Annotated in this window: 20 protein-coding genes; 8 read left to right on the top strand and 12 right to left on the bottom strand. The window is 70.8% G+C overall.

The window, feature by feature from the left end; translation table 11 throughout:
• Positions 1-180 precede the first annotated feature (180 nt).
• A complete protein-coding gene (locus ACWEV3_RS15095; RefSeq protein WP_452614414.1) occupies positions 181-1,902 on the bottom strand; it encodes a 3-ketosteroid-delta-1-dehydrogenase in 1,722 nt (573 codons plus the stop codon).
• Between the two features lie 107 nt (positions 1,903-2,009).
• Positions 2,010-2,867: an SDR family NAD(P)-dependent oxidoreductase gene (locus ACWEV3_RS15090; protein ID WP_452614413.1), complete on the bottom strand. Its 858-nt coding sequence runs from the start codon at positions 2,865-2,867 to the stop codon at positions 2,010-2,012.
• 417 nt (positions 2,868-3,284) lie between these two features.
• On the opposite strand from ACWEV3_RS15090, the gene ACWEV3_RS15085 reads away from it, so the two are divergent.
• The 3 genes from ACWEV3_RS15085 to ACWEV3_RS15075 all read left to right on the top strand — a co-directional run bounded on the left by ACWEV3_RS15085 (position 3,285) and on the right by ACWEV3_RS15075 (position 6,482).
• On the top strand, positions 3,285-4,517 hold the full coding sequence (locus ACWEV3_RS15085) for a DegT/DnrJ/EryC1/StrS family aminotransferase (RefSeq protein ID WP_452614412.1): 1,233 nt from the start codon (positions 3,285-3,287) through the stop codon (positions 4,515-4,517).
• 148 nt (positions 4,518-4,665) lie between these two features.
• Entirely contained in the window at positions 4,666-5,541 is an 876-nt protein-coding gene (locus ACWEV3_RS15080; protein ID WP_452614411.1) for an IclR family transcriptional regulator, read from the top strand.
• Between the two features lie 356 nt (positions 5,542-5,897).
• Positions 5,898-6,482, top strand: a complete 585-nt coding sequence (locus ACWEV3_RS15075; protein WP_452614410.1) for a TetR family transcriptional regulator — start codon at positions 5,898-5,900, stop codon at positions 6,480-6,482.
• Between the two features lie 56 nt (positions 6,483-6,538).
• On the opposite strand, the gene ACWEV3_RS15070 is transcribed toward ACWEV3_RS15075, so the two are convergent.
• The 6 genes from ACWEV3_RS15070 to ACWEV3_RS15045 form a co-directional block, all read right to left on the bottom strand.
• A complete protein-coding gene (locus ACWEV3_RS15070) occupies positions 6,539-7,351 on the bottom strand; it encodes a 2-keto-4-pentenoate hydratase (protein ID WP_452614409.1) in 813 nt (270 codons plus the stop codon).
• A gap of 76 nt (positions 7,352-7,427) precedes the next feature.
• On the bottom strand, positions 7,428-8,528 hold the full coding sequence (locus ACWEV3_RS15065) for an acyl-CoA dehydrogenase family protein (RefSeq protein ID WP_452614408.1): 1,101 nt from the start codon (positions 8,526-8,528) through the stop codon (positions 7,428-7,430).
• 13 nt (positions 8,529-8,541) lie between these two features.
• Positions 8,542-9,699: an acyl-CoA dehydrogenase family protein gene (locus ACWEV3_RS15060; protein WP_452614407.1), complete on the bottom strand. Its 1,158-nt coding sequence runs from the start codon at positions 9,697-9,699 to the stop codon at positions 8,542-8,544.
• Between the two features lie 2 nt (positions 9,700-9,701).
• Positions 9,702-10,595 (bottom strand): SDR family oxidoreductase, encoded by an 894-nt coding sequence (locus ACWEV3_RS15055; protein WP_452614406.1) that lies wholly within the window; start codon positions 10,593-10,595, stop codon positions 9,702-9,704.
• Between the two features lie 582 nt (positions 10,596-11,177).
• Positions 11,178-12,329 (bottom strand): acetyl-CoA C-acetyltransferase, encoded by a 1,152-nt coding sequence (locus ACWEV3_RS15050; RefSeq protein ID WP_452614405.1) that lies wholly within the window; start codon positions 12,327-12,329, stop codon positions 11,178-11,180.
• 175 nt (positions 12,330-12,504) lie between these two features.
• Complete coding sequence (locus ACWEV3_RS15045) at positions 12,505-13,308, bottom strand: SDR family oxidoreductase (RefSeq protein WP_358574862.1); 804 nt, start codon at positions 13,306-13,308, stop codon at positions 12,505-12,507.
• A gap of 114 nt (positions 13,309-13,422) precedes the next feature.
• Between ACWEV3_RS15045 and ACWEV3_RS15040 the strand changes: the two genes are divergently transcribed.
• From ACWEV3_RS15040 to ACWEV3_RS15030, 3 genes are read left to right on the top strand one after another with little or no spacing between them, the layout of a single operon-like run.
• Entirely contained in the window at positions 13,423-14,292 is an 870-nt protein-coding gene (locus tag ACWEV3_RS15040; RefSeq protein ID WP_093266532.1) for an enoyl-CoA hydratase, read from the top strand.
• A complete protein-coding gene (locus ACWEV3_RS15035; RefSeq protein ID WP_452614404.1) occupies positions 14,289-15,458 on the top strand; it encodes an acyl-CoA dehydrogenase family protein in 1,170 nt (389 codons plus the stop codon). The genes ACWEV3_RS15040 and ACWEV3_RS15035 overlap by 4 nt, the downstream gene beginning before the upstream one ends.
• A complete protein-coding gene (locus ACWEV3_RS15030) occupies positions 15,455-16,426 on the top strand; it encodes an acyl-CoA dehydrogenase family protein (RefSeq protein WP_452614403.1) in 972 nt (323 codons plus the stop codon). Before ACWEV3_RS15035 ends, ACWEV3_RS15030 begins: the two co-directional genes overlap by 4 nt.
• Positions 16,427-16,945: 519 nt before the next feature.
• Here ACWEV3_RS15030 and ACWEV3_RS15025 read toward each other — a convergent pair.
• Genes ACWEV3_RS15025 through ACWEV3_RS15015 form a run of 3 tightly spaced genes read right to left on the bottom strand, consistent with a single transcriptional unit; the run spans position 16,946 to position 20,251 of the window.
• Entirely contained in the window at positions 16,946-18,559 is a 1,614-nt protein-coding gene (locus tag ACWEV3_RS15025; RefSeq protein ID WP_452614402.1) for a flavin-containing monooxygenase, read from the bottom strand.
• A complete protein-coding gene (locus ACWEV3_RS15020) occupies positions 18,556-19,500 on the bottom strand; it encodes an alpha/beta hydrolase (protein WP_452614401.1) in 945 nt (314 codons plus the stop codon). Before ACWEV3_RS15020 ends, ACWEV3_RS15025 begins: the two co-directional genes overlap by 4 nt.
• A gap of 10 nt (positions 19,501-19,510) precedes the next feature.
• Entirely contained in the window at positions 19,511-20,251 is a 741-nt protein-coding gene (locus tag ACWEV3_RS15015) for an SDR family NAD(P)-dependent oxidoreductase (RefSeq protein WP_452614400.1), read from the bottom strand.
• Positions 20,252-20,715: 464 nt separating this feature from the next.
• Here ACWEV3_RS15015 and ACWEV3_RS15010 point away from each other — a divergent pair, with 464 nt between their 5' ends.
• A complete protein-coding gene (locus tag ACWEV3_RS15010; RefSeq protein ID WP_452614399.1) occupies positions 20,716-21,090 on the top strand; it encodes a VOC family protein in 375 nt (124 codons plus the stop codon).
• Between the two features lie 205 nt (positions 21,091-21,295).
• On the opposite strand, the gene ACWEV3_RS15005 is transcribed toward ACWEV3_RS15010, so the two are convergent.
• Positions 21,296-21,934: a TetR family transcriptional regulator gene (locus tag ACWEV3_RS15005; protein WP_452614398.1), complete on the bottom strand. Its 639-nt coding sequence runs from the start codon at positions 21,932-21,934 to the stop codon at positions 21,296-21,298.
• A 213-nt stretch (positions 21,935-22,147) separates the two neighbouring features.
• Between ACWEV3_RS15005 and ACWEV3_RS15000 the strand changes: the two genes are divergently transcribed.
• Positions 22,148-23,743 carry an AMP-binding protein gene (locus ACWEV3_RS15000; RefSeq protein WP_452614397.1) on the top strand — a complete coding sequence of 532 codons (1,596 nt, stop codon included), beginning with the start codon at positions 22,148-22,150 and terminating at the stop codon, positions 23,741-23,743.
• Positions 23,744-23,790: the final 47 nt, after the last annotated feature.

Raw genomic sequence — 23,790 nt, 5'->3', positions numbered from 1 at the left:
AAGTGAACGGTCCGTTCGCTCCATCCGCCCAGCATCGGCGGGCACCGCTGGAAGTGGAGTGAACGGACCGTTCGTCCCGATGGACGAGGCGAACAGGCCGTTCACTCCACCGCTCTCCCGGGCTGGCGGATGCTTCGCCGAGCACGGAAGAACCCCCGCCCCGCGAAGTCGGCATCGTCGTCAGCTGGAGGAAGCAGGCGCAACCGGGGCCTCCTTGCCGGCTGCGTGGCGCGCCACCACGGTGCCGTAGACGAGCCCCTGACCGATGGTCGCGCCGGCTCCCGGATACGTGGTGCCGAACGCGTTCGCCGCGGTGTTGCCGATCGCGTAGAGCCCGTCGATCGGGGAACGGTCCGACCGCAGCACCCGCCCGTGCCCGTCCGCTCGCAGCCCTCCGCAGGTGCCGAGGTCGCCGAGGACGATCCGCACCGCGTACAGCTGTCCCTGCAGGGGGCGCAGGTTCGGGTTCGGCGCGACGGTCGGATCGCCGTAGTAGCGGTCGTAGGCGCTGGCGCCGCGGCCGAAGTCCTCGTCGACGCCGGCGGCCGCGAGTTCGTTGAACCGGCGCAGGGATGCGACGAGGCCCTCGACCGGCAGCCCGGTCCGGCGGGCCAGATCGGCGGGATCGTCCGCCCGGTGCGCGATGCCGGCGGCGTACCAGCTCTCCGGCAGCGGCATCCGCGGGAACAGCCCGGCCGCGTACACGTAGCTGTTGCGGTAGCGCTGGTCGAACACCATCCACATGGATCCGACGGCGTCGCCGGCCCGCTCCCGCTCCAGGATCCGCTGGCCGAAGCTCATGTAGTCGGTCGCCTCGTTGACGAACCGGCGGCCGTGCCGATCGACGATGAGCGACCCCGGCAGCGACCGCTCGGCGAGCAGGACCAGGGGAGCCGCCCCGGGCAGCGGCGCGACGGCCGGGAACCACCACGCCTGGTCCATCAGGCCGATGTCGGCTCCCGCCTCCTGCCCGATCCGGATGGCGTCCCCGGTGTTCCCCTCGTTCCCCAGGCTCCAGCCGGCTTCGAGCGCCTCCGACTGGAACTCGTGGCGCAGCGCGATGTTGTGGTCGAAACCGCCGGCCGCGAGCACGACACCGCGCCGTGCCCGCACCGTCACCTCGCGCCCGTCCTGCTCCAGCACCACGCCGGTCACCCGGTCGCCCTCCGTGGTCAACCGCTGCACCGAGGTCCGGGTCCACACCGGAATCCCGGCCCGCAGGACACCCGCGTACAAGCCGGCGGCGAGCGCCTGACCGCCCGCGACGTACTCCCGGCCGAGCAGCTTTCCGCCGATGCCCTGGGAAACCCGCCGCACCACGCGCGGAACCGCGCGTCGCGGAACCCGGGTCATGAGGTTCATCCACTTGTAGTCGAAACCGGTGATCGGCATCGGCACCGGGGACTTCAGGCCCGTGGGGCGCAGCCGGGCCCGCTCGGCGCCCAGGACCGAGAGGTCGAACGGCTTGCACTCGCAGCTGCGGCCGGCCGCGGTGCCACCGGGCAGTTCCGGGTGGTAGTCGGAGTAGCCCCTGCTCCACATGAAGCGCATCGGTGTGGTCCGCTGCAGCATCCGGACGGTCTCGTCGCCGTGGCGCAGGAAGCTCTCCCACCGCTGGTCCGGCGAGCTGCCGTCGACGACTGAGCGCAGGTAGAGCTCGGCGCGCTCGGGCGAATCGACCGCCCCCTCCGCCGCCAGCAGCGAGCTCGCCGGGATCCAGAACGCACCGCCGGACAGGGCAGTCGACCCGCCGACGTAGTCGGTCTTCTCGACGATGAGCACGTCGAGCCCCATTTCTCGCGCCGCGAGCGCCGCGGCCATCCCGGTGCCGGAGCCGGCCACGACGAGGTCGACGATCGTGTCGTGGGCGGGCGCGGGAGCGGGCGGTGTGCTCGTGGGCATCGGAGTCTCCTCGTTCTGGTGCGGTACTGCGATGCCGCAGCCCACCACCGCTGCGCACCGGCGGTGAAGAGCTGCTCCCGCTCAACGGGATGCGCTCGATCCACCGGTCAATCGCGCCGGCCGAACCGGCTCCGGTGAGGCGCTGGGGCGCGACGGTGGGTGAGCTGATCGGCACGCGCCGCCATGGCCGCGTGCACGGTCTCGGGGTGGGTGACGATGTAGAACTCGCCTTGCGCCGCCTGCTCCACGATCGTCGCCGCCGCTTCGTCGGCGCTGATGGCCTGTTCGAGCATGGCCAGCATGTCCCGCCGGTGTTCCTCCGCGGCCGCGACGTCACCGGATTCGACGCCGCCCGCGGCGCTGAAGATGTTGGACGCCACCGGCCCCGGCAGCACGGCCGCGACGGAGACGTCGGCGCCGACCTGGGCGATCTCCTGGTGCAGGCACTCGACCATGCCCAGCACGGCGTGCTTGCTCATGACGTACGGGGCCTGCAGGGGCAACGTCGTGACGGCACCGACCGACGCGATCGTGAGCACGTGGCTGCGCCGCTCGTCTTCGATCATGGCGGGCAGGAAGGCCCGGATCCCGTGGAAGACCCCAGTGATGTTGATGTCCACGACCCGCCGCCAGCTCTCCGGCGTGACGTCCCACAGGTAGCCGACCTGCTCGACCCCGGCGTTGTTGATCAGCAGCCGAACCGGGCCGAACTCGTCGCGCACCTGGCGGGCGAGCCGCATCATCGCGTCGGGATCCCGGACGTCGACGACGTGCGCGACCACGCGGCCACCACTGCCGTGCTCCTCGTCGGCGATGCCGCGCACGGCCGGCTCGTCGACGTCCGCCGCGATCACCGTCATGCCGAGGTTCCCGGCGAGGTGCCGGGCCAGTCCGGCACCGAGCCCGGAACCGGCACCGGTCACCACGGCGAGACCCCCGCCGAACACCTCCTGCTGAGTGGGCACAGCACTCCCTCCAACGGCATCGTTCGGGTCGCGTCCCCCGGAAGTCCACGGCACCACCGGATGTGGTCGCCGCCGGAACAGCACCGGCCGCGACTTCGTCCACGATGGACGCGGGCCGCCGCGGCCGCGATCACGTCGGCGCCAGGATTCCCGGTTCCTCCGAAGAATTCGCCACCGGCCCCTCGCGACGGTAGACAACCGGGCGGTTCCACACCAGTATGTGGTCCTGTTGAGCGGAACATCCCAATCAAGCGCTTGGTGGATATCTCGCCCGCCGCGGCCGAGGAGTTCGCGGCGATCCCGGGCGGTCGCCACGGCCACCGGCGCCGCGCGGTGCCGACGGGGTCGCGGCCGATGTCCGGCGATCCGCGCGTCCCCAGGCCCACCGCCGCCCATCACGACAACCGGAGGTTTCCCATGGTCACACGTGTCACCTACGCGCGGAGCGTGCACGACGAGGCGGAGATCAACGCCGTGCTGGAGGTGCTGCGCGGCGGCCCGCTCGCGCTGAAGATCAGCAAGAACGTCGCCGAGATGGAGCGCCGGGTCGCCGAGCTGTACGGCAAGCGGCTCGGGCTGATGTGCAACTCGGGCTCCTCGGCGATCTACCTCGCCGTCGAGCTCCTCGGCCTGCCCGCGGGAGCGGAGGTAGTCACCTCGCCGCTCACCTTCTCCACCGACGTCTCCCCACTCGTGCGCGCCGGCCTCGTGCCGGTCTTCGTCGACGTCGAACCGGACACCTACAACGTCGACGTGAGCAAGATCGAGGAGATGATCAGCGAGAAGACCAGGGCGCTGCTGATCCCGAACCTCGCGGGCAACGCCCCGGACTGGGATGCCATCCGCGACATCGCCGACCGGCACGACCTCAAGGTGATCGAGGATTCCTGCGACGCCATCGGCACCACGCTGCGCGGCACGCCCACCGGCCTGCGCAGCGACATCACGGTCACCAGCTTCGCCATGGCGCACATCATCACCTGCGCAGGCAACGGCGGGATGGTCACGCTCGACGACGAGCGCCTGCGCGACCGGGGGCTCATGCTGCGGCGCTGGGGCCGCCGTTCCGAGCCGCACCTGTTCGGTTCGGCGGGCAGCGGGCGGGTGTTCCGCGAAGACCTCGACGGCGTCGCCTACGACAACGACTTCATCTTCGACGTCCTGCCGTGGAACTTCGAGCCCTCCGAGCTGGGCGCGGCCTTCGGGCTGCAGCAGCTGGCGAAGCTGGACCGCAACTTCGCCCGCCGCGCCGAGATCTTCGAGGCCTTCAGCGCCGCCTTCGGCAGCTACCCGACCCTGTTCTCCCTCCCCCGCCAGCTGGCGGACTTCCACACCGCGTGGCTGTGCTACCCGGTGCTCGTCAAGCCCGACGCCGGGTTCACCCGCAGCGACCTGCAGGAGTCCCTGGAGGCCGCGGGCATCGACACCCGAACGGTCTGGAGCGGCAACGTCACCCGGCACCCGATGATGCGGGGGGTCGAGTTCCGGCAGCCGCGCGACGGGCTGCCGGTCGCCGACGAGGTCTTCGAGCGGGGCATGTCCCTGGGCATGAGCCACGGCACGACCCAGGAGGAGCTGGACCACGTCGTGGCCAGCATCCACGCCTTCGCATCGCGGCACGCTCCGACCGAGACCCGCGCCGCGCACTGACAGGCCGGGCAGCCATCCCGCCCGGCGCAACGGGACCATTCGGGCGGGATGGCCGCCGCAGCCACCGTTCAGGCACTTTTCGCCGGCCCGAGTCGCTGCTAGCTTGTTTTAGAATCAATTCCATTTTGCCGGTCGCGGGAGGTGTGGCATGACCTCAACGTTGAGGATGAATGCCGAGTCGGCAGTCGAGGAGCCCGTACCGCCGTCCATGGTGGAGCGGATGACGCTGATCCTGGACCTGTTCGAGCACCCGCACACCCGTCGGAACCTGGAGGAGGTGACCCGGCGGACCCGTCTGCCCCGATCGACGGCCCACCGCATCCTCGACCAGCTGGTCCGGTTGCGCTGGCTCGACCACACGACGTCCGGATACCGGCTCGGCAAACGAGCGCTCGGGCTCGGCGGCCGCGAAATCGGGCAGAACGCCCTGCGCAGCGCTGCGGCGCCGGTGCTCCACGACCTGGCGATCCGCACCAAGCTGGTCGTGCACTTGGCGGTCCTCTCCGGCACCGAGGTGTACTACCTCGACAAGGTGGGCGGGCGGTCCGCGGTCGACGTGCCCTCGCGCGTCGGCGGCCGGGCCCCGGCGCACTGCACGGCGCTGGGCAAGGCGATGCTCGCCTGGCTGCCCCCGGAACGGATCGACGCCGAATATGCCGACGCGGTCCGCCGGACCCCGCGCAGCATCGGCGATCTGGGCATCCTCCACCAGGAACTGGATCGCATCAGGCGCCGTCGCGGGCTGGCCTTCGAACGCGGCGAGTGCTTCGCCCACGTCAGCTGCGTCGGCATCGCGCTGCGCGGCCAGGAAGGTCCCGCGGCGGCGATCTCCGTGGTGGGCGACGTGCAAACGCCCATGGAACGGGTTGCGCCCCTCCTCATGCAGGCTGCGCACGCCGTGTCGAACGAGTTCTTCGCCGGCCCCGCCCTGCCGCGGCCCGACCTGGCGGCTCCCCAGCAGACGTGGTCGAGCGAGGCGATGACCCGCTTCCTCACCGTCGGCGACGGCGGCGACTGGCTCTAGAACCTGTTTCCGAACTCGCTCTGCGTGGCGGTGCGGGTAGCGGAACCTCAGGAGCCTTCTCGCTGTGGGACCCCCGACTCATGAATACCCAATTCACCACGTCGGGGCTGTCCCTCGCTGGGAGAACCCCGGAGGGGTGGGCACCGTGAACCCGCAGCGGCGCAAGCTGCGAGGGTGGGCTAAGCGGCTGCGCCGCTTCAAAGACAAAACCCCGCGATACCACACCACAACACTCAAAACAGCCTCTAGCCACCAGATCCGACGTCCGGCGCGCGAACCGCGCGCCTCTATCCTGGGAAACCGGAGAATCCGGACGTGCGGCCAGAACAGGGGGAACAGTGGCCAGAATCGCCGATGTGCGGCCTCCCGCATCGCCGGTGTCGAAGGGCCAGGTCGCGCGCCGCGATCGCATCCTCGACGCCGCCGCGGAACTCGGTGCCACGGCGGACTTCGACCGCGTGCAGATGCACGAGGTCGCCAAGGACGCCGGTGTCGCGATCGGGACGGTCTACCGCTACTTCCCGTCCAAGACGCACCTGTTCACCGCGGTGTTCGAGGCGCAGCTCGGCAAGTTCGTCGAACAGCTGTGGCCGGTCGGCGGCCAAGACGTCGTCACCGACATCGGCGAGGTCCTGGTGGCGCTGAGCCGCGAGCTGCTCCGCCGGCCGCTGCTGTGTTCGGCGATGGTCCAGAGCACCGCCGCCAGCTACACCACGGATCCGAGCGGGTATCCGGACAACGACTCGGCGCTCTCCCACGCCATCCTCCGCACCCTCGGGAAGTCCTCCCCCAGCGAGGAAGACCGCAGCACCATCCGCCTGCTCGTGTTCAGCTGGTGGGGGGTGCTCATTTCCAGCCTCAGCCGCAAGACGACGGTCGAGCAGGCGGAGGCCGACATGCGACTGGCGGCGCGGCTGCTCCTCGCGCGATACCTGGCGTAGCCGATCCCGGCGGAACACCTGCTGCCGGAACGGGATTCCGCAACGAGGAAGCGCCGTCATGCTCCTTTCGCGGAGAACGTCGTGGTGATCTCGCCGAGCGGGTCGATGACGGCGCGGAACCGCATGCCCGGTGCGACCGGGACCAGCGGACCCAGCGCTCCCGAGAGCACGATCTGCCCGGCGCGCAGCGGATCGCCGAAGGACAACGCCGTCCGCGCCAGCCAGGCGAGCGCGGTGAGCGGATCACCGAGACATGCGGCCCCGTCGCCCTCCGAGACCAGCTCGTCGTCGGCGTACAGCCGCATGGCCGCCTCCCGCGGCTCGAACTCGTCGAGCGCGAGCCGGTGCTCGGCCAGCACGAACAGCCCGCTGGAGGCGTTGTCCGCGATCGTGTCGGTGATCGCGATGTCCCATCCGGCGATCCGGCTGTCGACGATCTCCAGCGCCGGCACGGCGTAGTCGACCGCCGAGCGCACCTGCGCCTCGTCGAGCTCACCGTCGGCCAGGTCCGCCTTCAGCACGAAGGCGATCTCCGCCTCGACCCTCGGCTGCAGCAGCCGGTGGAACGGGATCACGGCCCGGCCCGAGACGTCCATGTCGGCGAAGAGCACTCCGAAGTCGGGCTGTTCGACGCCCATCTGCCGCTGGACGGCGGGCGAGGTCAGCCCGATCTTCCTGCCCACCGCCACCGCGCCCCTGGCTTCACGCCGCCGCGCGAGCTCCTGCTGCACCGCGTAAGCGAGCGCGATGTCCGTATCGCCGAGAACGTCCCGCACCGGCTCGGCGGGGATTCCCGTCCGCTCGGCCCTGCTGAGGCGGTCGACCGCATCGGCGATCGAAAGATCGTTGGAATTCCCGGAATTGGCCATCGATGCAAGCACACCGCTACGTTTGCGCGATTCGCCGCGCAGGCCCAGCGCCGGTCCCGCTGTCCGGGACCCCCGTTCACAGACGTGCGGCCAGCTGCCGCCGCAACGCCGGGCCGGACCCGGCGAGCAGTTGATTCGCCTTGCCCCGCTTGAAGTACAGGTGCAGATCGTGCTCGAAGGTGAACCCGACGCCGCCGTGCAGTTGCAGGCAATCCGCGGCCACCCGCATCAAGGTGTCCGCGCCGACCACCTTCGCCACCGCAGCGACGGTCGCCAGATCGTCGCCCAGCTCGTCGGTCGCCTCGCCGGTGACGGCGAACCGCACCGCGTACTGCGCGGTGGCGACGGCGCCGTGGACCGCGACCGCGAGATCGGCGCACCGGTGCTTGAGGGCCTGGAACGAGCCGATCGGCCGCCCGAACTGCTCCCGCACCTTGAGGTAGCCCACGGTCTCGTCGAGGCACGCCTGCGCCGCGGCGGCGGACTCGGCGGCCAACGCTATTCGGGCGAGGGCGACCAGCCGGCGTGCCAGGGCCCCGCCATCGGCCTCGGGCGACAGGCGATCCGCGCGAGCACCGGCGAATTCGACGTCCGCGAGCCGGCGCGTGTGGTCCAGCGCCCGGCGCGGTGTGCGGGTCACGCCCGGCTGATCCGGGGACACGAGATGGACAGCGGCGTCGTCCCCTTCGTCGCTGATCACCAGCAACATGTCCGCCGCCGCCCCGTGCGGGACCGCACCGACCACGCCCGACAGCTGTCCACCGGCCGCCACGACCGGCCCGCGACCGGGTGTCCCGGTGAGGCCGGCCACGGCGATCGCGACCGGCTCCTCGGCGAGCCTCTGGAGCAAGGCCTCGCCGGGTTCACCGAGCGATCCCGCGTCGGCCGATTCGCCCAGCAGCGTCCCGGCGATCAGCGTGTCCGGCACCGGTGAGGGCGCGACGGCGCGCCCGAATTCCTCGATCACCACAGCGGCCTCGGCGAACCCGAGCCCCAGCCCGCCGAACCGCTCCGGCACCGGGAGCCCACCGAGCCCCAGGTCCGCTACGCCGCGCCTGAAAAGCGCCCGGTCGTAGCCGTCGTCACCGTCCATCGCCGCCCGCCGGTCCGATTCGGCGCGGAGGAAGTCGGCGACCGCCTTGCGCATCTCGTCGCGCAGGTCTTCGTTCTCGCTCACCGGGTACTCCGTTTCATCCGCGAGGCAGCCCGAGAACGCGCTCGGCGATGATGTTGCGCTGGATCTCGTTCGAGCCGCCGTAGATCGTGTCCGACCGGCTGAACAGGAATGACGTCTGCTCTGGCGAGAGGTCGTAGGGATCGCCGACGGTGAGCGCCGCCGACCCGACGACATCGACGGCCAGTTCCCCGAGGTCCCGGTGCCACGTGGCCCACTGCAGCTTGGACAGCGACGCCTCGAACCCGGACACCGAACTGCCGGCCGACCGCAACGTCGACACCGCGGTGTAGCGCATCACCCGCAGGTCGATCCACGACTGCACGATGCGCTGGCGCAGCTCCGGATCGGCCAGCGCGCCGCCCTCCCTGGCGAGCTCGACGACGTGGTCGAACTCGCGCTGGAAGCCGATCTGCTGGCCGAGCGTGGCGACGCCGCGTTCGAAGCCGAGCGTGCCCATCGCGACCCGCCAGCCGTCGCCCTCGTCGCCGACCCGGTTGGCCACCGGCGTCCGGGCATCGTCGAAGAACACCTCGTTGAACTCGCTGGTGCCGGTGATCTGCTGGATCGGCCGGACCTCGACGCCGGGCTGGTCCATCGGGACCAGCAGGTAGGACAGGCCCGCGTGCCGGCTCGACCCCGGGTCGGTGCGCGCGAGCACGAAGCACCAGTCGGCGACGTGCGCGAGCGAGGTCCACACCTTCTGCCCGTTCAGGACGTACTCGTCCCCCTCGCGCACCGCGCGCGTGCGGACTCCTGCGAGGTCGGATCCCGCGCCCGGCTCGGAGTAGCCCTGGCACCAGAGTGCCTCCCCCGACAGGATTCCGGGCAGGAAGCGCCGCTTCTGCTCGTCGGAGCCGAACGCGAGGATCGTCGGGCCGACGAGCTGCTCGCTCATGTGCAGCAAGCGCCCCGGCCCGCCTGCCCTCGCGTACTCCTCGTGGAAGATCACCTGCTGCGCCAGGGAGGCACCGCGGCCGCCGTGCTCGACGGGCCAGCCGAGGCCGATCCAGCCGCCCGAACCGAGCCGGCGTTCCCACGCCAGCCTGCGGTCGAGCGCCTCGTCCTCCCGGCCCGAACCGCCGAGGCCGACGACGTCGGCGAACTCGCCGGTCAGCTCGTCGGCCAGCCATTCGCGCACCTCGGCGCGGAATTCCTCATCACCGATGGTCATCGTCAGGCCCCGTACACGGGCGTCGGCGGTTCGGCCTTCGCGACCAGGTCGGCGATGACCGCCGTCAGCTCCTGCGGCTCCCACCGGCCGTCCTTCACCGCGGGCGGGCCGTGCCGCCACCCGTCGGCGAGGGAGACCTCGCCGCCTTCGATCTCGAAGACGCGGCCGGTCGTGGTGGCCGCGTCGCTGCCCAACCACACCACGAGGCTGGAAACGTTCGCCGGGTCCATCGCGTCGAAGCCGTCGGCGGGCTTGGCCATCCGCTCCGCGAAGACCGCCTCCGTCATCGGGGTCCGCGCCGACGGGGCGATGGCGTTGACGACCACGCCGTAGCGGGCGAACTCGACCGCGGCGACCTGGGTCAGCGCGGCGATGCCTGCCTTGCTCGCGCCGTAGTTCCCCTGGCCGACGCTGCCCATCAGCCCGGCCCCGGACGACGTGTTGACCACCCGGGCGGCGATCCGGTTGCCCGCCTTGGCCTGGTCCCGCCACCACGCGACCGCGTGGCGCAGCGGGGCGAAGTGCCCCTTGAGGTTGACGGTCATGACCTGGTCCCACTCGGACTCGCTCATGTTGACCAGCATCCGGTCCCGGTTGATGCCCGCGTTGTTGACGAGGGTGTCGAGCCTGCCGAACGTGCTCACGGCTAGGTCGACGACGCCCTCGGCGGCCGCCCAGTCGGCGATGTCGGCCACGACCGCGACCGCCTCACCTCCCGCGGCCCGCACCTCCGCGGCGACGTCCTCGACGGACGGGGACATGTCGTTGAGGACGACCTTGGCGCCGTGGCGCGCGAATTCGAGGGCGTGCGCCCGGCCAAGACCCTGCCCGGCACCGGTGATGATGGCGACCCGTCCCGCGCAGAAGCCGGCCGTCGGCCCGTCGTGCTCCGTCATGCGCCCAGATAACCACACGATCCCGACAACAAGCAAGCGCTTGGTTCACCCACCCAGCGCAGCCCCCACCCAACGAGGCCCGGGCGGACGCAGCCCCACCCGACGCAGCCCCACCCCAGCGCAGCCCCACCCAGCGCAGCCCCCGCCCGGCGCGCAACGCGATGCCGCGCGACCGAGAAGGCGCCCACCGGTATCGATCCGATCCAAACCGACCACAGCTACGGCTCCAAGCGGTCACGTTCGAGCCGACAGCCGCAACCCCACCCCACCCCCACCGGGGTGGTCCGCAATTTCAATGGAAATCAGAGCTCTGATTTCCATTGAAATTGCGGAAGTTGTCCACAGGAACCCGAGGTTGCCCACATCCCCCGGCGTGTCGGGGGTGCGACCTCCGGCGTGTCGGGGGTGCGACACACCGATGGTCCGCAGTTTCCATTGAAATTGCGGAGGACAGGCCATCGGTCGCCGAACCAGCGGACGCGGGCGGCACAAGGCCGCGGGCCGCCGGGATCGGGAGCCCGCACCCCAGGCGATCCCCACGGGAGACATGTGCCGATGCGGAGAACGAGTTCTCGAACAGCTCTAGAGGCGTTCGATGATCGTGACGTTGGCTTGGCCGCCGCCCTCGCACATCGTCTGCAACGCGAACCGCCCGCCGCGGCGCTCCAGCTCGTGCAGCATCGTCGTCATCAACCGGGCGCCCGTCGCCCCGATCGGGTGGCCGAGCGCGATCCCACCGCCGTTGACGTTCGTCCTGGCCAGGTCCGCGCCGGTCTCCTTCGCCCACGCCAGCACGACGGACGCGAACGCCTCGTTGACCTCGAACAGGTCGAAGTCGTCGATCCCCATCCCGGTCCGCTCCAATGCGTGCCTGGTCGCCGGGACGGGGCCGGTCAGCATCCAGACCGGGTCGGCGCCGCGCACCGAGATGTGGTGGATGCGCGCACGCGGGGTCAGGCCGTGCTCTTCGACCGCGCGCGGCGAGGCGATCAGGACCGCGGCCGAGGCGTCGCTGATCTGCGACGCGACTGCCGCCGTGATCCGCTCACCGCCCGCGACGGGCTGCAGGCCCGCCATCTTCTCCAGGCTGGTGTCGCGCCGGGGCCCCTCGTCGGTGTCGAAGTCGTCGACCGGCGCGATCTCCGCGGCGAACCGGCCCCCGTCGATCGCGGCGATGGCCCGCTGGTGGCTCTCGTAGGCGTAGGCTTCCATGTCGGCCCGCGAGATGTTCCAGTGCTCGGCGATCATCTCGGCCGAGCGGAACTGCGACACCTCCTGGTCGCCGTAGCGCTTGAGCCAGCCGGGTGACTCGGCGAAGGGCGTGCTGAAGCCGTACTGCTGGCCGACGATCATCGCGGCCGAGATCGGGATGGCGGACATGTTCTGCACCCCACCCGCCACGATGAGGTCGGCCGTGCCGGAGAGCACGCCCTGCGCCGCGAAGTGGACGGCCTGCTGGCTCGACCCGCACTGCCGGTCGATGGTCACACCCGGCACGTGGTCGGGCAGGCCGGCCACCAGCCACGCGGTCCGCGCGACGTCCCCGGCCTGGGAACCGATCGTGTCGCAGCAGCCGAAGATGACGTCGTCGACCGCGCCTGGATCCACCCCGGTGCGATCCACGAGCGCGCGGATGGCGTGCGCGCCGAGGTCCGCCGAGTGCATCCCGGCGAGCGCGCCCCCGCGCCGGCCGACGGGAGTGCGGACGGCGTCGACGATGTAGGCCTCGGTCACGGAGTTCTCCTCTATTTCGGTGCGTCCCGGCGCCTGCGGATCCGCAATTTCCATTGAAATCGAAGGTTCGATTTCAATGGAAATTGCGGAGGACGGAGTCCAGGCGGCGGCTGTAGCTTCCGTGGAGGGCCGCTGCCCCGCACCGCCACGCAAAAGGCGTGCGGGGTCTGGGATTTCAGGCGTGCTGACTGCTCGCGGACAGGACCTCACCGGTGAGGTACGACGCGTAGTCGCTGGCGAGGAAGACCATCACGTTCGCGATCTCCCACGGTTCGGCCGCGCGGCCGAACGCCTCCCGGCCCTTGAGCTCGGCGAGCAGCTCGTCGCTGGTGACCTTCGCCAGGAACGGGTGCATGGCCAGGCTGGGCGAGACCGCGTTGACCCGGATGCCGTGCGGAGCCAGGTCCATCGCGGCGCACCGGGTCAGCGCCATCACGCCGGCCTTCGCCGCCGCGTAGTGCGCCTGCCCCTCCTGCGCGCGCCAGCCCACCACCGAGGCGTTGTTGACGATGACGCCTTTCTTGCCGGCGTCGACCATGCGCTTGCCTGCCGCCCGGACGCAGCGGAAGGTACCGGTCAGCGTCACGTCGAGGACCTTGTGCCACTGCTCGTCGGTCATCTCCAGCACCGACGCCGTGCCGCCGAGACCGGCATTGTTGATCACCACGTCCGCGCCGCCGAACGCCTCGGTCGCGTCGAACAACGCGTCGATCTGCGCCTCATCGGTCACGTCGCACACGACCGCGGCGACCCGGTCGCCGCCGAACTCGCCGGCCAGCGCCTTCTCCGACTCGGCGAGGCGCCGCTCGTGCGTGTCGCCGATGACGACGGCCTTGGCGCCCTCTTCGAGGCACCGGCGGGCGGCGGCGGCCCCGATCCCGGCCCCCGCGGCGGCGGTGACCACGACGGTCCTGCCTTCGAGCAGGCGGTGGGCCGGCGGGCATTCCGGCGTGGGCTGTTCCTTCTTCGACGACGTCACTGCGGCTCCCGAACCGATCGCTGTGAGCGGATGACCGCGGGTCCTGGCCAAGTACCGGCGATCTCCCGTAGGGTAGCAAACCAAGCACTTGTTTGGGAAAGGACGTGAAGGAGCATGCCCAGTACCAGCGACGACTCGGTGGTCACCTACGAGCGCCGAGGCGCGGTCGCCCTCGTGACCCTGAACCGGCCCGAGTACCGCAACGCGCAGAACTCGAAGATGACCTATGCGCTCGACGCCGCGTTCAGCCGTGCCGTGGACGACGACGAGGTCAAGGTGATCGTGCTGGCTGGCAACGGCAAGCACTTCTGCGCAGGGCACGACATCGGCACGCCGGAGCGCGACGCCGACCAGAGCTTCGACCGCAAGGCCGTGATCTGGTGGGACCACACCGGCCGGGAGGGCGTGGACCGCCGCTTCGCGCGCGAGTCGGAGGTCTACCTCGGCATGTGCCGCCGGTGGCGGGAGATCCCGAAGCCGATGATCGCGATGGTGCACGGCGCGTGCGTGGCCGGCGGGCTGATGCTCGCCTGGTCGTGCGACTTCATCGTCGCCTCCGACGACGCGTTCTTCGCCGACCCGGTGGTGAAGATGGGCATCCCTGGCGTCGAGTACTTCGCCCACCCGTGGGTCATGAACCCGCGCGCCGCCAAGGAGTTCCTCTACACCGGCGACCGCATGCCCGCGCAGCGCGCACACGAGCTGGGCATGGTCAACCACGTCGTGGAGCGGGCCGAGCTGGAATCCTTCACCCTCGACCTCGCCGGCCGCATCGGCGCGATGCCGGGCTTCGGGCTCGCCCTGACCAAGAAGGCGATCAACCAGGCGGAGGACCTGCAGGGCATGCGGGCCGGCATGGACTCGGTGTTCGGCCTGCACCACGCCGCGCACGCGCACAACGCGGAGGTCGGCGGCGACTCCCTGGCCGGGATGGACGCGCGCAAGATGCGCGACGCGGCCGAGCGGAAAGACAAGGACGCATGAACATCGACTTCACCGCGCAGGAGCTGGCCTTCCGCGACGAAGCCCGGGCCTGGCTGCACGACCACGTCCCGGCGAAGCCGCTGCCCCTGCTGGACTCCGCCGAGGGATTCGCGGCCCGCCGGGAATGGGAAGCCACCCTCGCCGAGGCCCGCTGGTCGGTCGTCTCGTGGCCGGCGGAGTACCGCGGCCGGGACGCCTCGATGATCGAGTGGGTCCTGTTCGAAGAGGAGTACTACCGCAGCGGCGCGCCGGTGCGCGTCGCGCAGAACGGGATCTCGTTGCTCGCCCCGATCATCTTCGGGCACGGCACCCGGGAACAGCGGGACCGGTACCTGCCGTCGATGGCGGACGGCACCGAGATCTGGGCCCAGGCGTGGTCGGAGCCCGAGGCCGGCAGCGACCTCGCGTCGATCCGCAGCACGGCCACGCGCGACGACGCACGCGGCGGCTGGGTGCTCAACGGGCAGAAGACGTGGAGCTCGCGGGCGCCCTTCGCCGACCGCGGGTTCGGCCTGTTCCGCTCGGACCCGGACGCCGAAAGGCACCGCGGGCTGACCTACTTCCTGTTCCCGTTGAACGCCGATGGCATCACCATCCGGCCGATCCCCCAGCTGGACGGGCACCCCGGCTTCGCGGAGGTCTTCTTCGACGACGTGTTCGTGCCCGACGCCGACGTGCTCGGCGCGCCGGGCGACGGCTGGCGGGTGGCCATGAGCACCGCGGGCAACGAGCGCGGCCTGTCGTTGCGCTCGCCTGGCCGGTTCTGCGCGGCGGCCGACCGGCTGGTGGCGCTGTGGCGCGAACGCGGCGCGGATCAGCCGCACCTGCGCGACCGCGTGGTCGACTCGTGGATCGCTGCGCAGGCCTACCGGCTCTACACGTGGGGCACGGTCACGCGGCTTTCCGGCGGCGGCGACATCGGCGCGCACGGCAGCGTGAACAAGCTGTTCTGGTCCCAACTCGACGTCGCGCTGCACGAGACCGCGCTGGATCTCCTCGGGCCGGAGTCCGAGCTGCGCGGCCCGGACGCGGCGGCCGGCGGCGCGTGGCTGGACGGCTACCTGTTCTCGCTGTCGGGCCCCATCTACGCGGGGACGAACGAGATCCAGCGCAACATCGTGGCCGAGCGCTTGCTCGGCCTGCCGAAGGAGGGCCGCGCCCGATGAGGTTCGCATTGAACGACGAACAGCTCGCCTTCTCCCGGTCGCTGGACGACTTCCTCGGCACCGCGGGAGTGCCGACCGCGGCCCGCGCGTGGAGCGAGGGCGATGCGGCGTCCGGGCGGAAGATCTGGCAGCGCCTGGCCGACCTCGGCGTGCACGCCCTGTGCGTGCCGGAGGATGCCGGTGGGCTCGGAGCGTCGCCGATCGACGTGGTCGTCGCGTTCGAGCAGATCGGCCGCCACCTCGTGCCCGGGCCGTACATCGAGTCCGTCGTCGTCGCGCCCGCGCTGCTGCAGGCGACCGACCCGGAATCGCTCGCGGAGCTGGCCGCCGGAAGCAGGGTGGTCACGCTCGCCGCGCCGCCCGGCACGCCCTTCGCGCTCGACGCCGATGTCGCCGACCGCGTCCTGCTGGTCGACGGCGACGAGCTGCACCTCGCGGAGCCGGGGTCGCTGCGGCGTTCCGTGGACAGCACCCGCAGGCTCTTCGAGGTGACCGCGAAGGACCGGCTCGCCACGCTGCCGGCCGGCGCGGCCGCTGCCGCGCTCGACGCTGCCGCGCTCGCCTGCTCGGCCCAGCTGCTCGGCGCCGGCGAGCGCCTGCTCGACGAGGCCGTGGAGTACGCCAAGAACCGGCGTCAGTTCGGCCGGGCGATCGGCGAGTTCCAGGCCCTCAAGCACGCACTCGCCGATGTCCGCGTGGCGCTCGACTTCGCCCGGCCGCTGCTGCACGGCGCGGCGGTGTCGGTGGGGTCGGCCGATGCCGCGCGGGACGTGTCGGCGGCCAAGGTCGCCGCCTCCGACGCGGCCTACCTCGCTGCCCGCACGGCGCTGCAGGTGCACGGCGCGATCGGTTACACGCTGGAGCACGATCTCGGCCTGTGGATCACGAAGGTGCGCGCCCTGGTCGCGGCCTGGGGCACCACGGCGGCCCACCGCGCCCGCGTCCTCGCGGCGATCACCGCGGCCTGAAACGAAGATCGGTGCTCGCCGCGACATCAGCGGCGAGCACCGATTGGCATACTGACGCGAAAACCCGTTCAGCAACGACGAAATCGCCCGCCGAGACACGCATGGTCATCCGGCGAAACGTGCATGATCGTCCGGCGAGACGCGCACGGCGAAGCCGAGTCGCCCCGCCCCCGCAGACCCCGAACGCCGGAACCAACAGGAAGACGGCCCTGCCCTGCACCGCCGACCTTCCTGACCCGCAATTTCAATGGAAATCGAGGGTCCGATTTCAATGGAAATTGCGGCCTTCGGCGTGTCGGGCCACGACACGCCGATACCTGTGGACAACTCCCGCAATTTCAATGGAAATCGAAGGTCCGATTTCCATTGAAATTGCGGTCGGGCGGGAAGCCCAGGCGCACCCCCGGGTTTGCGCCGCCGGGCTCGGTGGCGCAAACCCGCAGTGCCGGAGGTGTCGTCTGCCGGTACCTCGTTGGCCCGTAGGCCGCGTGGTGCGGCGGGGTCGCCGCCGCTCCACCGTCAGCGAGCCGTGAACACGAATCCCTCGTAGCCGTCGGCCTTGATCGCCTCGCAGCGCTCGCGGTAGGCGCCCAGTCCTGCCACGTAGGGCATGAACCGGCGCGGCTTGCCCTCGATGTTCGCGCCGAGGTACCAGGAGTTGGCCCGGGGGAACAGCGTGGCGTCCGCGGCCTGCTGGACGTGATCGGTCCACTTCACCGCGGCGTCGTCGCGCACTTCCACCTGGGCCGCCCCGGTCTCGTCGGCGTGCCGGATCAGCTCGGCCAGCCAGTCGACCTGCTGCTCCGCCGTCAGCACCATGTTGGACAGCACCGACGGCGCGCCGGGGCCGTTGACGGTGAAGAGGTTGGGGAAGCCGGGGATCTGCACGCCGAGGTAGGTGACCGGCCCCTCGGCCCACGCGTCCTGGATCCGGTCGCCGCGCGGGCCGGTGATGTCGATCCGGGTGAGCGCACCGGTCATCGCGTCGAACCCGGTGGCGTACACCAGCACGTCCAGTTCGTGGAATCCCGCGCTGGTCTCGATGCCCGCGCCGGTGATCCGCGTGATGGGTTCCCGGCGCAGGTTGACCAGCGCGACCTTGTCCAGGTTGAACGTCTCGAAGTACCCGGAGTCGGTGCAGATCCGCTTGGTCCCGATGGGGTGGTCGGTGGGGATCAGGTCCTCGGCGGTGCGCTGGTCCGCAACGATCTCCCGGATCTTCCGCTCCGCGAACTCGCGCGCGTAGTCGTTCGCCTCGATGTCGGTGAACTGGTCGGGGAAGGTCTTGCCGAACAGCACACCACCGTTGCGCCACCCCGCCTCCAGCGCGGCCTCGCGCTCTTCCGGGGTGCATTCGGCCGCGCGCTTCGGGTGCGGCTGGTGCGGCGATCCGCCGCCGCTCATGCGCGCCTTCGCCCGCCGCGCCGGGTATTCCTCGCGGATGCGGCGCTGGTCGGCGTCGGTGAGCTGCCGGTTCAGCGCGGGCACGCTGTAGTTCGGCGTGCGCTGGAAAACGGTGAGCGAGTCGGCCTCCCTGGCGAGGATCGGCACCGACTGGACCGACGACGAGCCCGTGCCGATGATGCCGACGCGCTTGCCCTGCAGCGACGGGCCGGGCTCCGGCCAGCGCGCGGTGAAGTACGTCTCGCCGGCGAAGGTGTCGGCGCCGGGGATGTCCGGCTTGTTCGGGGCCGACAGCGAACCGGTGGCGAACAGGACGTACCGCGCGAGGTGCTCGTCCCCGTCCTCCGTGCGCACCGCCCACCGCGACGCGGTCTCGTCGAAGTCCGCGGCCACGACCCGCTTGCTCAACTCGACGTGCGACCGCAGGTCGAACCGGTCCGCGACGTGGTGGATGTAGGAGAGGATCTCCGGCTGGGTCGCGTAGCGCTCGCTCCACACCCAGTCGCGCTGCAGGTCTTCGTCGAACGAGTAGGAGTAGTCGATGCTCTCCACGTCGCAGCGGGCGCCGGGATAGCGGTTGAAGAACCACGTGCCGCCGACGTCCTCGCCTGCTTCGAGGCAGATCACGTCGAGCCCGGCCCGCCGGAACGCGTGCACGGCGTACAGACCGGCGAATCCGGCGCCGACGACCAGGACGTCGCGCACCGCGCTGTGAGCTCCGATGGTCAAGACGTTGCTCCTTGCTTCGTAGCTGCGCACAGGTCGTGCCACAGCAGATCGCGGGCCGACCGCGCGGCCTGCAGGGACATGATGGTCAGGAACCCGTGGAACAGGCCCGGATAGTGCCGGTGCGTCACCTGAACCCCGTCCCGGGCCAGCGCGGCCGCGTACGCCCTTCCCTCGTCGGACAGCGGGTCCAGGCCCGCGGTGACGACGACGGCGGGCGGCAGGCCGCGCAAGGTGTCCGCGGCGGGCGGGACGACCTGGTGCCGGGGCCCGGCCACGTCGTCCGCCGGCAGGTACTGGCGCCAGTACCACTCCATGGCGGCCCTGGTGTTCCCGTAACCGGTGCCGTACTCGCGGTAGCTGCCGGTGTCGCACGACGGGTCGAGCACGGGGTAGATCAGCACTTGGCCGGCCACCGCGGGCCCTCCGCCGTCCCGGGCCATCAGGCAGGCGGCAGCGGCGAGGTTCCCGCCCGCGCTGTCGCCGGCGATCAGCAGCCGGCCCGGGTCGCCACCGAACCCGCGTGCGTTCTCCGCGGCCCAGGTCAGTGCGGCATAGGCGTCGAGGACGGCGGCGGGCGCCTTGTGCTCGGGCGCGAGCCGGTAGTCCACCGAGACCACCACCGACGACGTCCGTCCCGACAGCTCGCGGCAGAACGCGTCGTGCGACTCGATGTCGCAGAACACGAACCCGCCGCCGTGGCAGAAGACGACGACCGGCAACGGTTCGTCACCGCGCCGGTGCGGGAAGTACAGGCGGACGGGCACACCGCCCCCGGGCCCGGGGATCTCGCGGTCTTCGGTGCGCGCCACATCGTCCCGGTTTCGCACCGGTTGCCGCCGCGCCGCGATCGCCGCCCGCGCCTCCGCCCCCGTCATCTCCTCGACCTTCGGGAATCCCGCGTCGAGCGACCGGATGACCGCCGCGACCTCTGCGTCGAACACGTTCCCCTCCTCAGATCGTCTGGCCGCCGTCGATCACGAAGTCCTGCCCGGTGCAGTAGCTGCTTGCGTCGCCGGCCAGGAACGCCACGAGCGCGGACACCTCCGCGGGCGCACCGACCCGCGGGATCGGCTGGTTCGCCACCGCGCCGCCGCCCGCTCTGGTCTCGTCGGAGATCATCGCGGTGTCGATCGCGCCGGGGCAGATGCAGTTGACCCGGATCCCGAACTCGCCGAGCTCCTTGGCCGCCGATTTGCTCGCCCCGCGCAGCCCCCACTTCGAGGCGCCGTAGCCGATCCCGCCGGCGAACCCCGTGAGCCCCGCGGTCGAGGCGACGTTGATGATCGAGCCACCCCGGTCGCGCATCAGCGGGAGCACGGCCTGCATCCCGAGGATCGGCCCGACCAGGTTGACGCCCAGCGCCCGCACGAGGTGGTCCTCCTCGAGCGCCGCCAGCGGGGCCAAGCCGTAGAACCCCGCGTTGTTGACGAGCACGTCGACCCGGCCGAACTCGGCCCGGGTGCGCCGCATCGCCTCGTCCCACGCGCTCTTGCTCCGCACGTCCAGTTCCAGGGCGAGGGTCTTCGCGTCGATCTCCGCAGCGACCGCAGCAACTGCGCGCTCGTCGAGGTCGGCGAGCACCACATCGGCCCCGAACCGCGCCAGCGTTCTGGCGTGCTCGGCGCCCTGCCCCTGTGCGGCACCGGTGATGAACACGACCTTGTCCCGCAAGTCCACCAGCTGCTCCGTCACATCCCACATCCCTCGTGCCGATCACCGAGCAAGCGCTTGGTGTGGTGGACCATACACTCTCCCGGGGGATGGAGCGAAGTCGTCCGTACCAATCCACGGCGCCGACGGCGTCGACGAAGCCCACTTCCGCGCCCAGCAACGGCGTGCACGCCCAGATGCCGCAGGACCCGGCTCCGCCTCACTCGTCGACCGACAGGCAGAACCGTGACGGACCGGCCAAGACTGCGTGAAGAGCCACTTGCAGCCGATCGCGTCCTGTTGTAGCGGCCAGCCCGATCAAGTAACGTCACCAATGTGAACACCGGACCGGCGCTACGCCACGCACAGATCGGCCACCCGGTGGAGGGCTGATCGCACGGCGGGTGCAGAGAACGCACCCCCTCAGTTCGGCACCACGTGGACCTCCCGGCACTCGCGCACCGCGAAGTCCTTTTCCCGTGTCGAACAACAACGAGGTCAGCCGAATGACAGCCACGTTCAACCACACCATCATCGCTGCCAAGGATCGCAACGAGTCGGCTCGGTTCTTCCGAGAGCTGTTGGAACTCCCAGAAGCACCGTCCTGGGGCCCGTTCACCAACATCCAGCTCGCCGACGGCGTGCTACTGCAGTTCGCCGAGCCGCCGGTGGAGATCCAGATGCAGCACTACGCGTTCCTGCTCGACGACGAGCTGTTCGATCGCGCGTATCGCCGGCTGTGCGATCGCGGCATCGAGCACTGGGCCGATCCGCAGATGCGCCGCCCAGGCGAGATCAACAACGAGCACGGCGGTCGAGGAGTGTACTTCAAAGACCCCGCCGGTCACGCGATTGAGCTGATCACCCGCCCGTATCTGTAACCGCGGGAGGATCTGGTCGGGTGCCCGAAACGCGGCGCCCGACCAGGCGATCAACTGGCCGAAACCCGCTTCTGCCCAAAGGCGCCACGGCGGTTCGCCGTGCCTCTGCTTCACCAAAGCGACTACCGCCCAGGATGAATCGGCCTCGGCCTGATGATCAAGAGACGGCAAGCCGATTACCCGGCCAACCACGCGGGCCGAGCCACTAGCTCGCGAGGAGGCCGCCGTAGAGGACGTGGAGGTACTGCTTGGCGATGGCCTCCGGCTTGTACTTGCCGCGCGGGCGGTACCAGCGCACGGACGACCACACGGTGTCGCGGATGAACCGGTAGGTGATGTTCATGTCGACGTCGGCGCGGAAGATCCCGGCCTTCTGCCCGGCGACCAGCAACCGCAGCCAGATCTTCTCGATCTCCCGGCTGAACTCGCCGACGTACTCGAAGCCGGGCTGGCGGGCGAGCGCCACCACCTGGGCCTGGTAGAGCGCGACCGCGTGCGGGGTCGCGGAGATGGCCTCGAAGGACGCGACGATCAGCTCGTCGAGCGCCGCGCGGGGGTCGACGCTGTCCTGCTCGATCTGACGGAACCGGTCGCGCAGTGCGGACAGGAAGCCCCGCAGGATCTCGTCGAGCATCGCCTCCTTCGAGCTGAAGTGGTGGTAGAGGCTGCCCGAGAGGATGCCCGCCTCGTCGGCGATGTCCCGGACGGTGGTCTCGGCGTACCCTCTCGTGGCGAACAGCGTCGCGGCGATGCTCAGCAGCTGGCTCCGCCGGTCGGAGCCGCTGCCGCCTCCTGCCGAGGCCGCACCGCGCTTGGCCGACCCCGGCCGGGTCCTCGTCGCCATCTCGCCTTCCTTCCCGCAGACCGCGAATCCCCCACAACAACAAGCGTTTGGTCGACAGTCTGCCACAGCCGCGCCCGCGCACCCGCCACTGGCCGCCGCGGCACGCCGCTCCCGCACCGCGCAAGGCCTGGTCTGCGGGCGCACCCGCCGCTAGGATCACCTAGCAAGCATTTGGTCGTCTCGAAGGAGAGCGTGGGCACGGTGAACACCCCGATGACGATCCCCCTCCTCGTCGCGGAGGCCGCACGGCGGCATCCCGACCAACCCGCCGTCGTCGACGGGGACATCCGGGTCACCTACGAACAGCTGGCCGGGCTCGTGACCGAGACGGCGCGCGCGTATGCGGCGCGCGGCCTGCGCCGGGGCGACCGCGCGGCCATCTGGGCGCCGAACCGGCTGGAGTTCATTCTCGCGCTCCTGGGCGCGCAGTCCATCGGCGCCATCGTTGTCCCGCTCAACAGCCGCTACCGGGGCCACGAGGCGGCGGCCGTACTGGCCCGCTCCCGCGCCTCGACGCTCGTCCTCGCCAACGGGTTCCTGGGCATCGACTTCCTCGAGATGCTCCGCACCGCCGCCGCGGAATCGCCTGGCCAGGCCGGGGACGGCCCCATCCCCGGGCTGCCCCACCTGCACACCGTGGTGGACCTGGGCGGGCAGCCCGCCGACGGCGTGCTCAGCTGGCCGGACTTCATCTCCGGCGGCCGCTCGGTGGACCAAGACCGGTTCGAGGCGATGGTCGCCGCGGTGACGCCCGACGACATCTGCGACATCATGTTCACCTCGGGCACCACGGGCATCCCCAAGGGCGTGCTCACGGCGCACCGGCAGACGATCGACGTCGCGCGGGTCTGGGCCGAGCGCGCCGAGCTGAGCACGGCCGACCGCTACGCCATCGTCAACCCGTTCTTCCACGGTTTCGGCTACAAGGCCGGCATGATCACCGCGATCACCGCCGGGAGCACGATCTACCCGGTCGCCACCTTCCAGGCCGACGAGCTGCTCGAACTCATCCAGGCGGAGCGGATCTCGGTGCTGCCCGGCGCGCCGACCCTGTTCACGTCCCTGCTCAACCACCCCCGGCTGGCGGAGTACGACCTCTCGTCGCTGCGGTTCTCCGTCGCCGGGGCCGCGACGGTGCCGAAGTCGCTGTTCCAGCGGATGCGCGACGAGCTGGGCTTCACGTCCGTGAGCCAGGCCTACGGCCTGACCGAGGCTGTCGTGGTGACCCAGTCCCTCCCGGACGACGACCCGGCGCACATCGCGGAGACGACCGGCCCGCCCGTCGACGGGATGGAGCTCCGCATCGTGGACCCCGCGGGCGACGACGTGCCCGCCGGCGACGAGGGCGAGATCCTGATCAGGGGCCGCAACGTCATGCTCGGCTACTTCGAGGACGAGCAGGCCACCGCCGAGACCATCGACGCCGACGGGTGGCTCCGCACCGGCGACGTGGGCCGCCTCGACGAGCACGGATGCCTGCAGGTCACCGACCGGATCAAGGACATGTTCACCGTCGGCGGGTTCAACGTCTACCCAGCCGAGGTGGAGAACGTCCTCGCGACGCACCCGGAGGTGTCGGAGTCGGCCGTCGTGGCGAAGCCCGACCCGCGGATGGGCTCGGTCGCCCTCGCGTTCGTGGTGCCGCGCGGCGGGAGCAGGCCGACGGAGGACGCGCTGATCGAGTACTGCCGGGCCCGGCTCGCGAACTTCAAGGTGCCGAGGGAGATCGTCGTCCGGGACGAGCTGCCGAAGAACGCCAGCGGCAAGATCCTCAAGACCAAGCTCCGCCCCGCGGCGAAGGAAGCGTGACGCGCCGGGTCGGCGGCGGTCACCCGCCGCCGACCCGGTGCCTGAAC

The organism is Saccharopolyspora sp. NPDC003752 (assembly GCF_053605825.1).
This window is presented reverse-complemented; position numbering and strand designations above follow the sequence as displayed.

Bases quoted from the DNA above. Each gene is read 5' to 3' on its own strand.
- ACWEV3_RS15005 (WP_452614398.1), bottom strand. From the start codon at position 21,934: ATGGCGACGAGGACCCGGCCGGGGTCGGCCAAGCGCGGTGCGGCCTCG.
- ACWEV3_RS15060 (WP_452614407.1), bottom strand. From the start codon at position 9,699: ATGACCATCGGTGATGAGGAATTCCGCGCCGAGGTGCGCGAATGGCTG.
- ACWEV3_RS15010 (WP_452614399.1), top strand. From the start codon at position 20,716: ATGACAGCCACGTTCAACCACACCATCATCGCTGCCAAGGATCGCAAC.
- ACWEV3_RS15095 (WP_452614414.1), bottom strand. From the start codon at position 1,902: ATGCCCACGAGCACACCGCCCGCTCCCGCGCCCGCCCACGACACGATC.
- ACWEV3_RS15030 (WP_452614403.1), top strand. From the start codon at position 15,455: ATGAGGTTCGCATTGAACGACGAACAGCTCGCCTTCTCCCGGTCGCTG.
- ACWEV3_RS15085 (WP_452614412.1), top strand. From the start codon at position 3,285: ATGGTCACACGTGTCACCTACGCGCGGAGCGTGCACGACGAGGCGGAG.
- ACWEV3_RS15070 (WP_452614409.1), bottom strand. From the start codon at position 7,351: ATGGCCAATTCCGGGAATTCCAACGATCTTTCGATCGCCGATGCGGTC.
- ACWEV3_RS15000 (WP_452614397.1), top strand. From the start codon at position 22,148: ATGACGATCCCCCTCCTCGTCGCGGAGGCCGCACGGCGGCATCCCGAC.
- ACWEV3_RS15035 (WP_452614404.1), top strand. From the start codon at position 14,289: ATGAACATCGACTTCACCGCGCAGGAGCTGGCCTTCCGCGACGAAGCC.
- ACWEV3_RS15055 (WP_452614406.1), bottom strand. From the start codon at position 10,595: ATGACGGAGCACGACGGGCCGACGGCCGGCTTCTGCGCGGGACGGGTC.
- ACWEV3_RS15040 (WP_093266532.1), top strand. From the start codon at position 13,423: ATGCCCAGTACCAGCGACGACTCGGTGGTCACCTACGAGCGCCGAGGC.
- ACWEV3_RS15080 (WP_452614411.1), top strand. From the start codon at position 4,666: ATGACCTCAACGTTGAGGATGAATGCCGAGTCGGCAGTCGAGGAGCCC.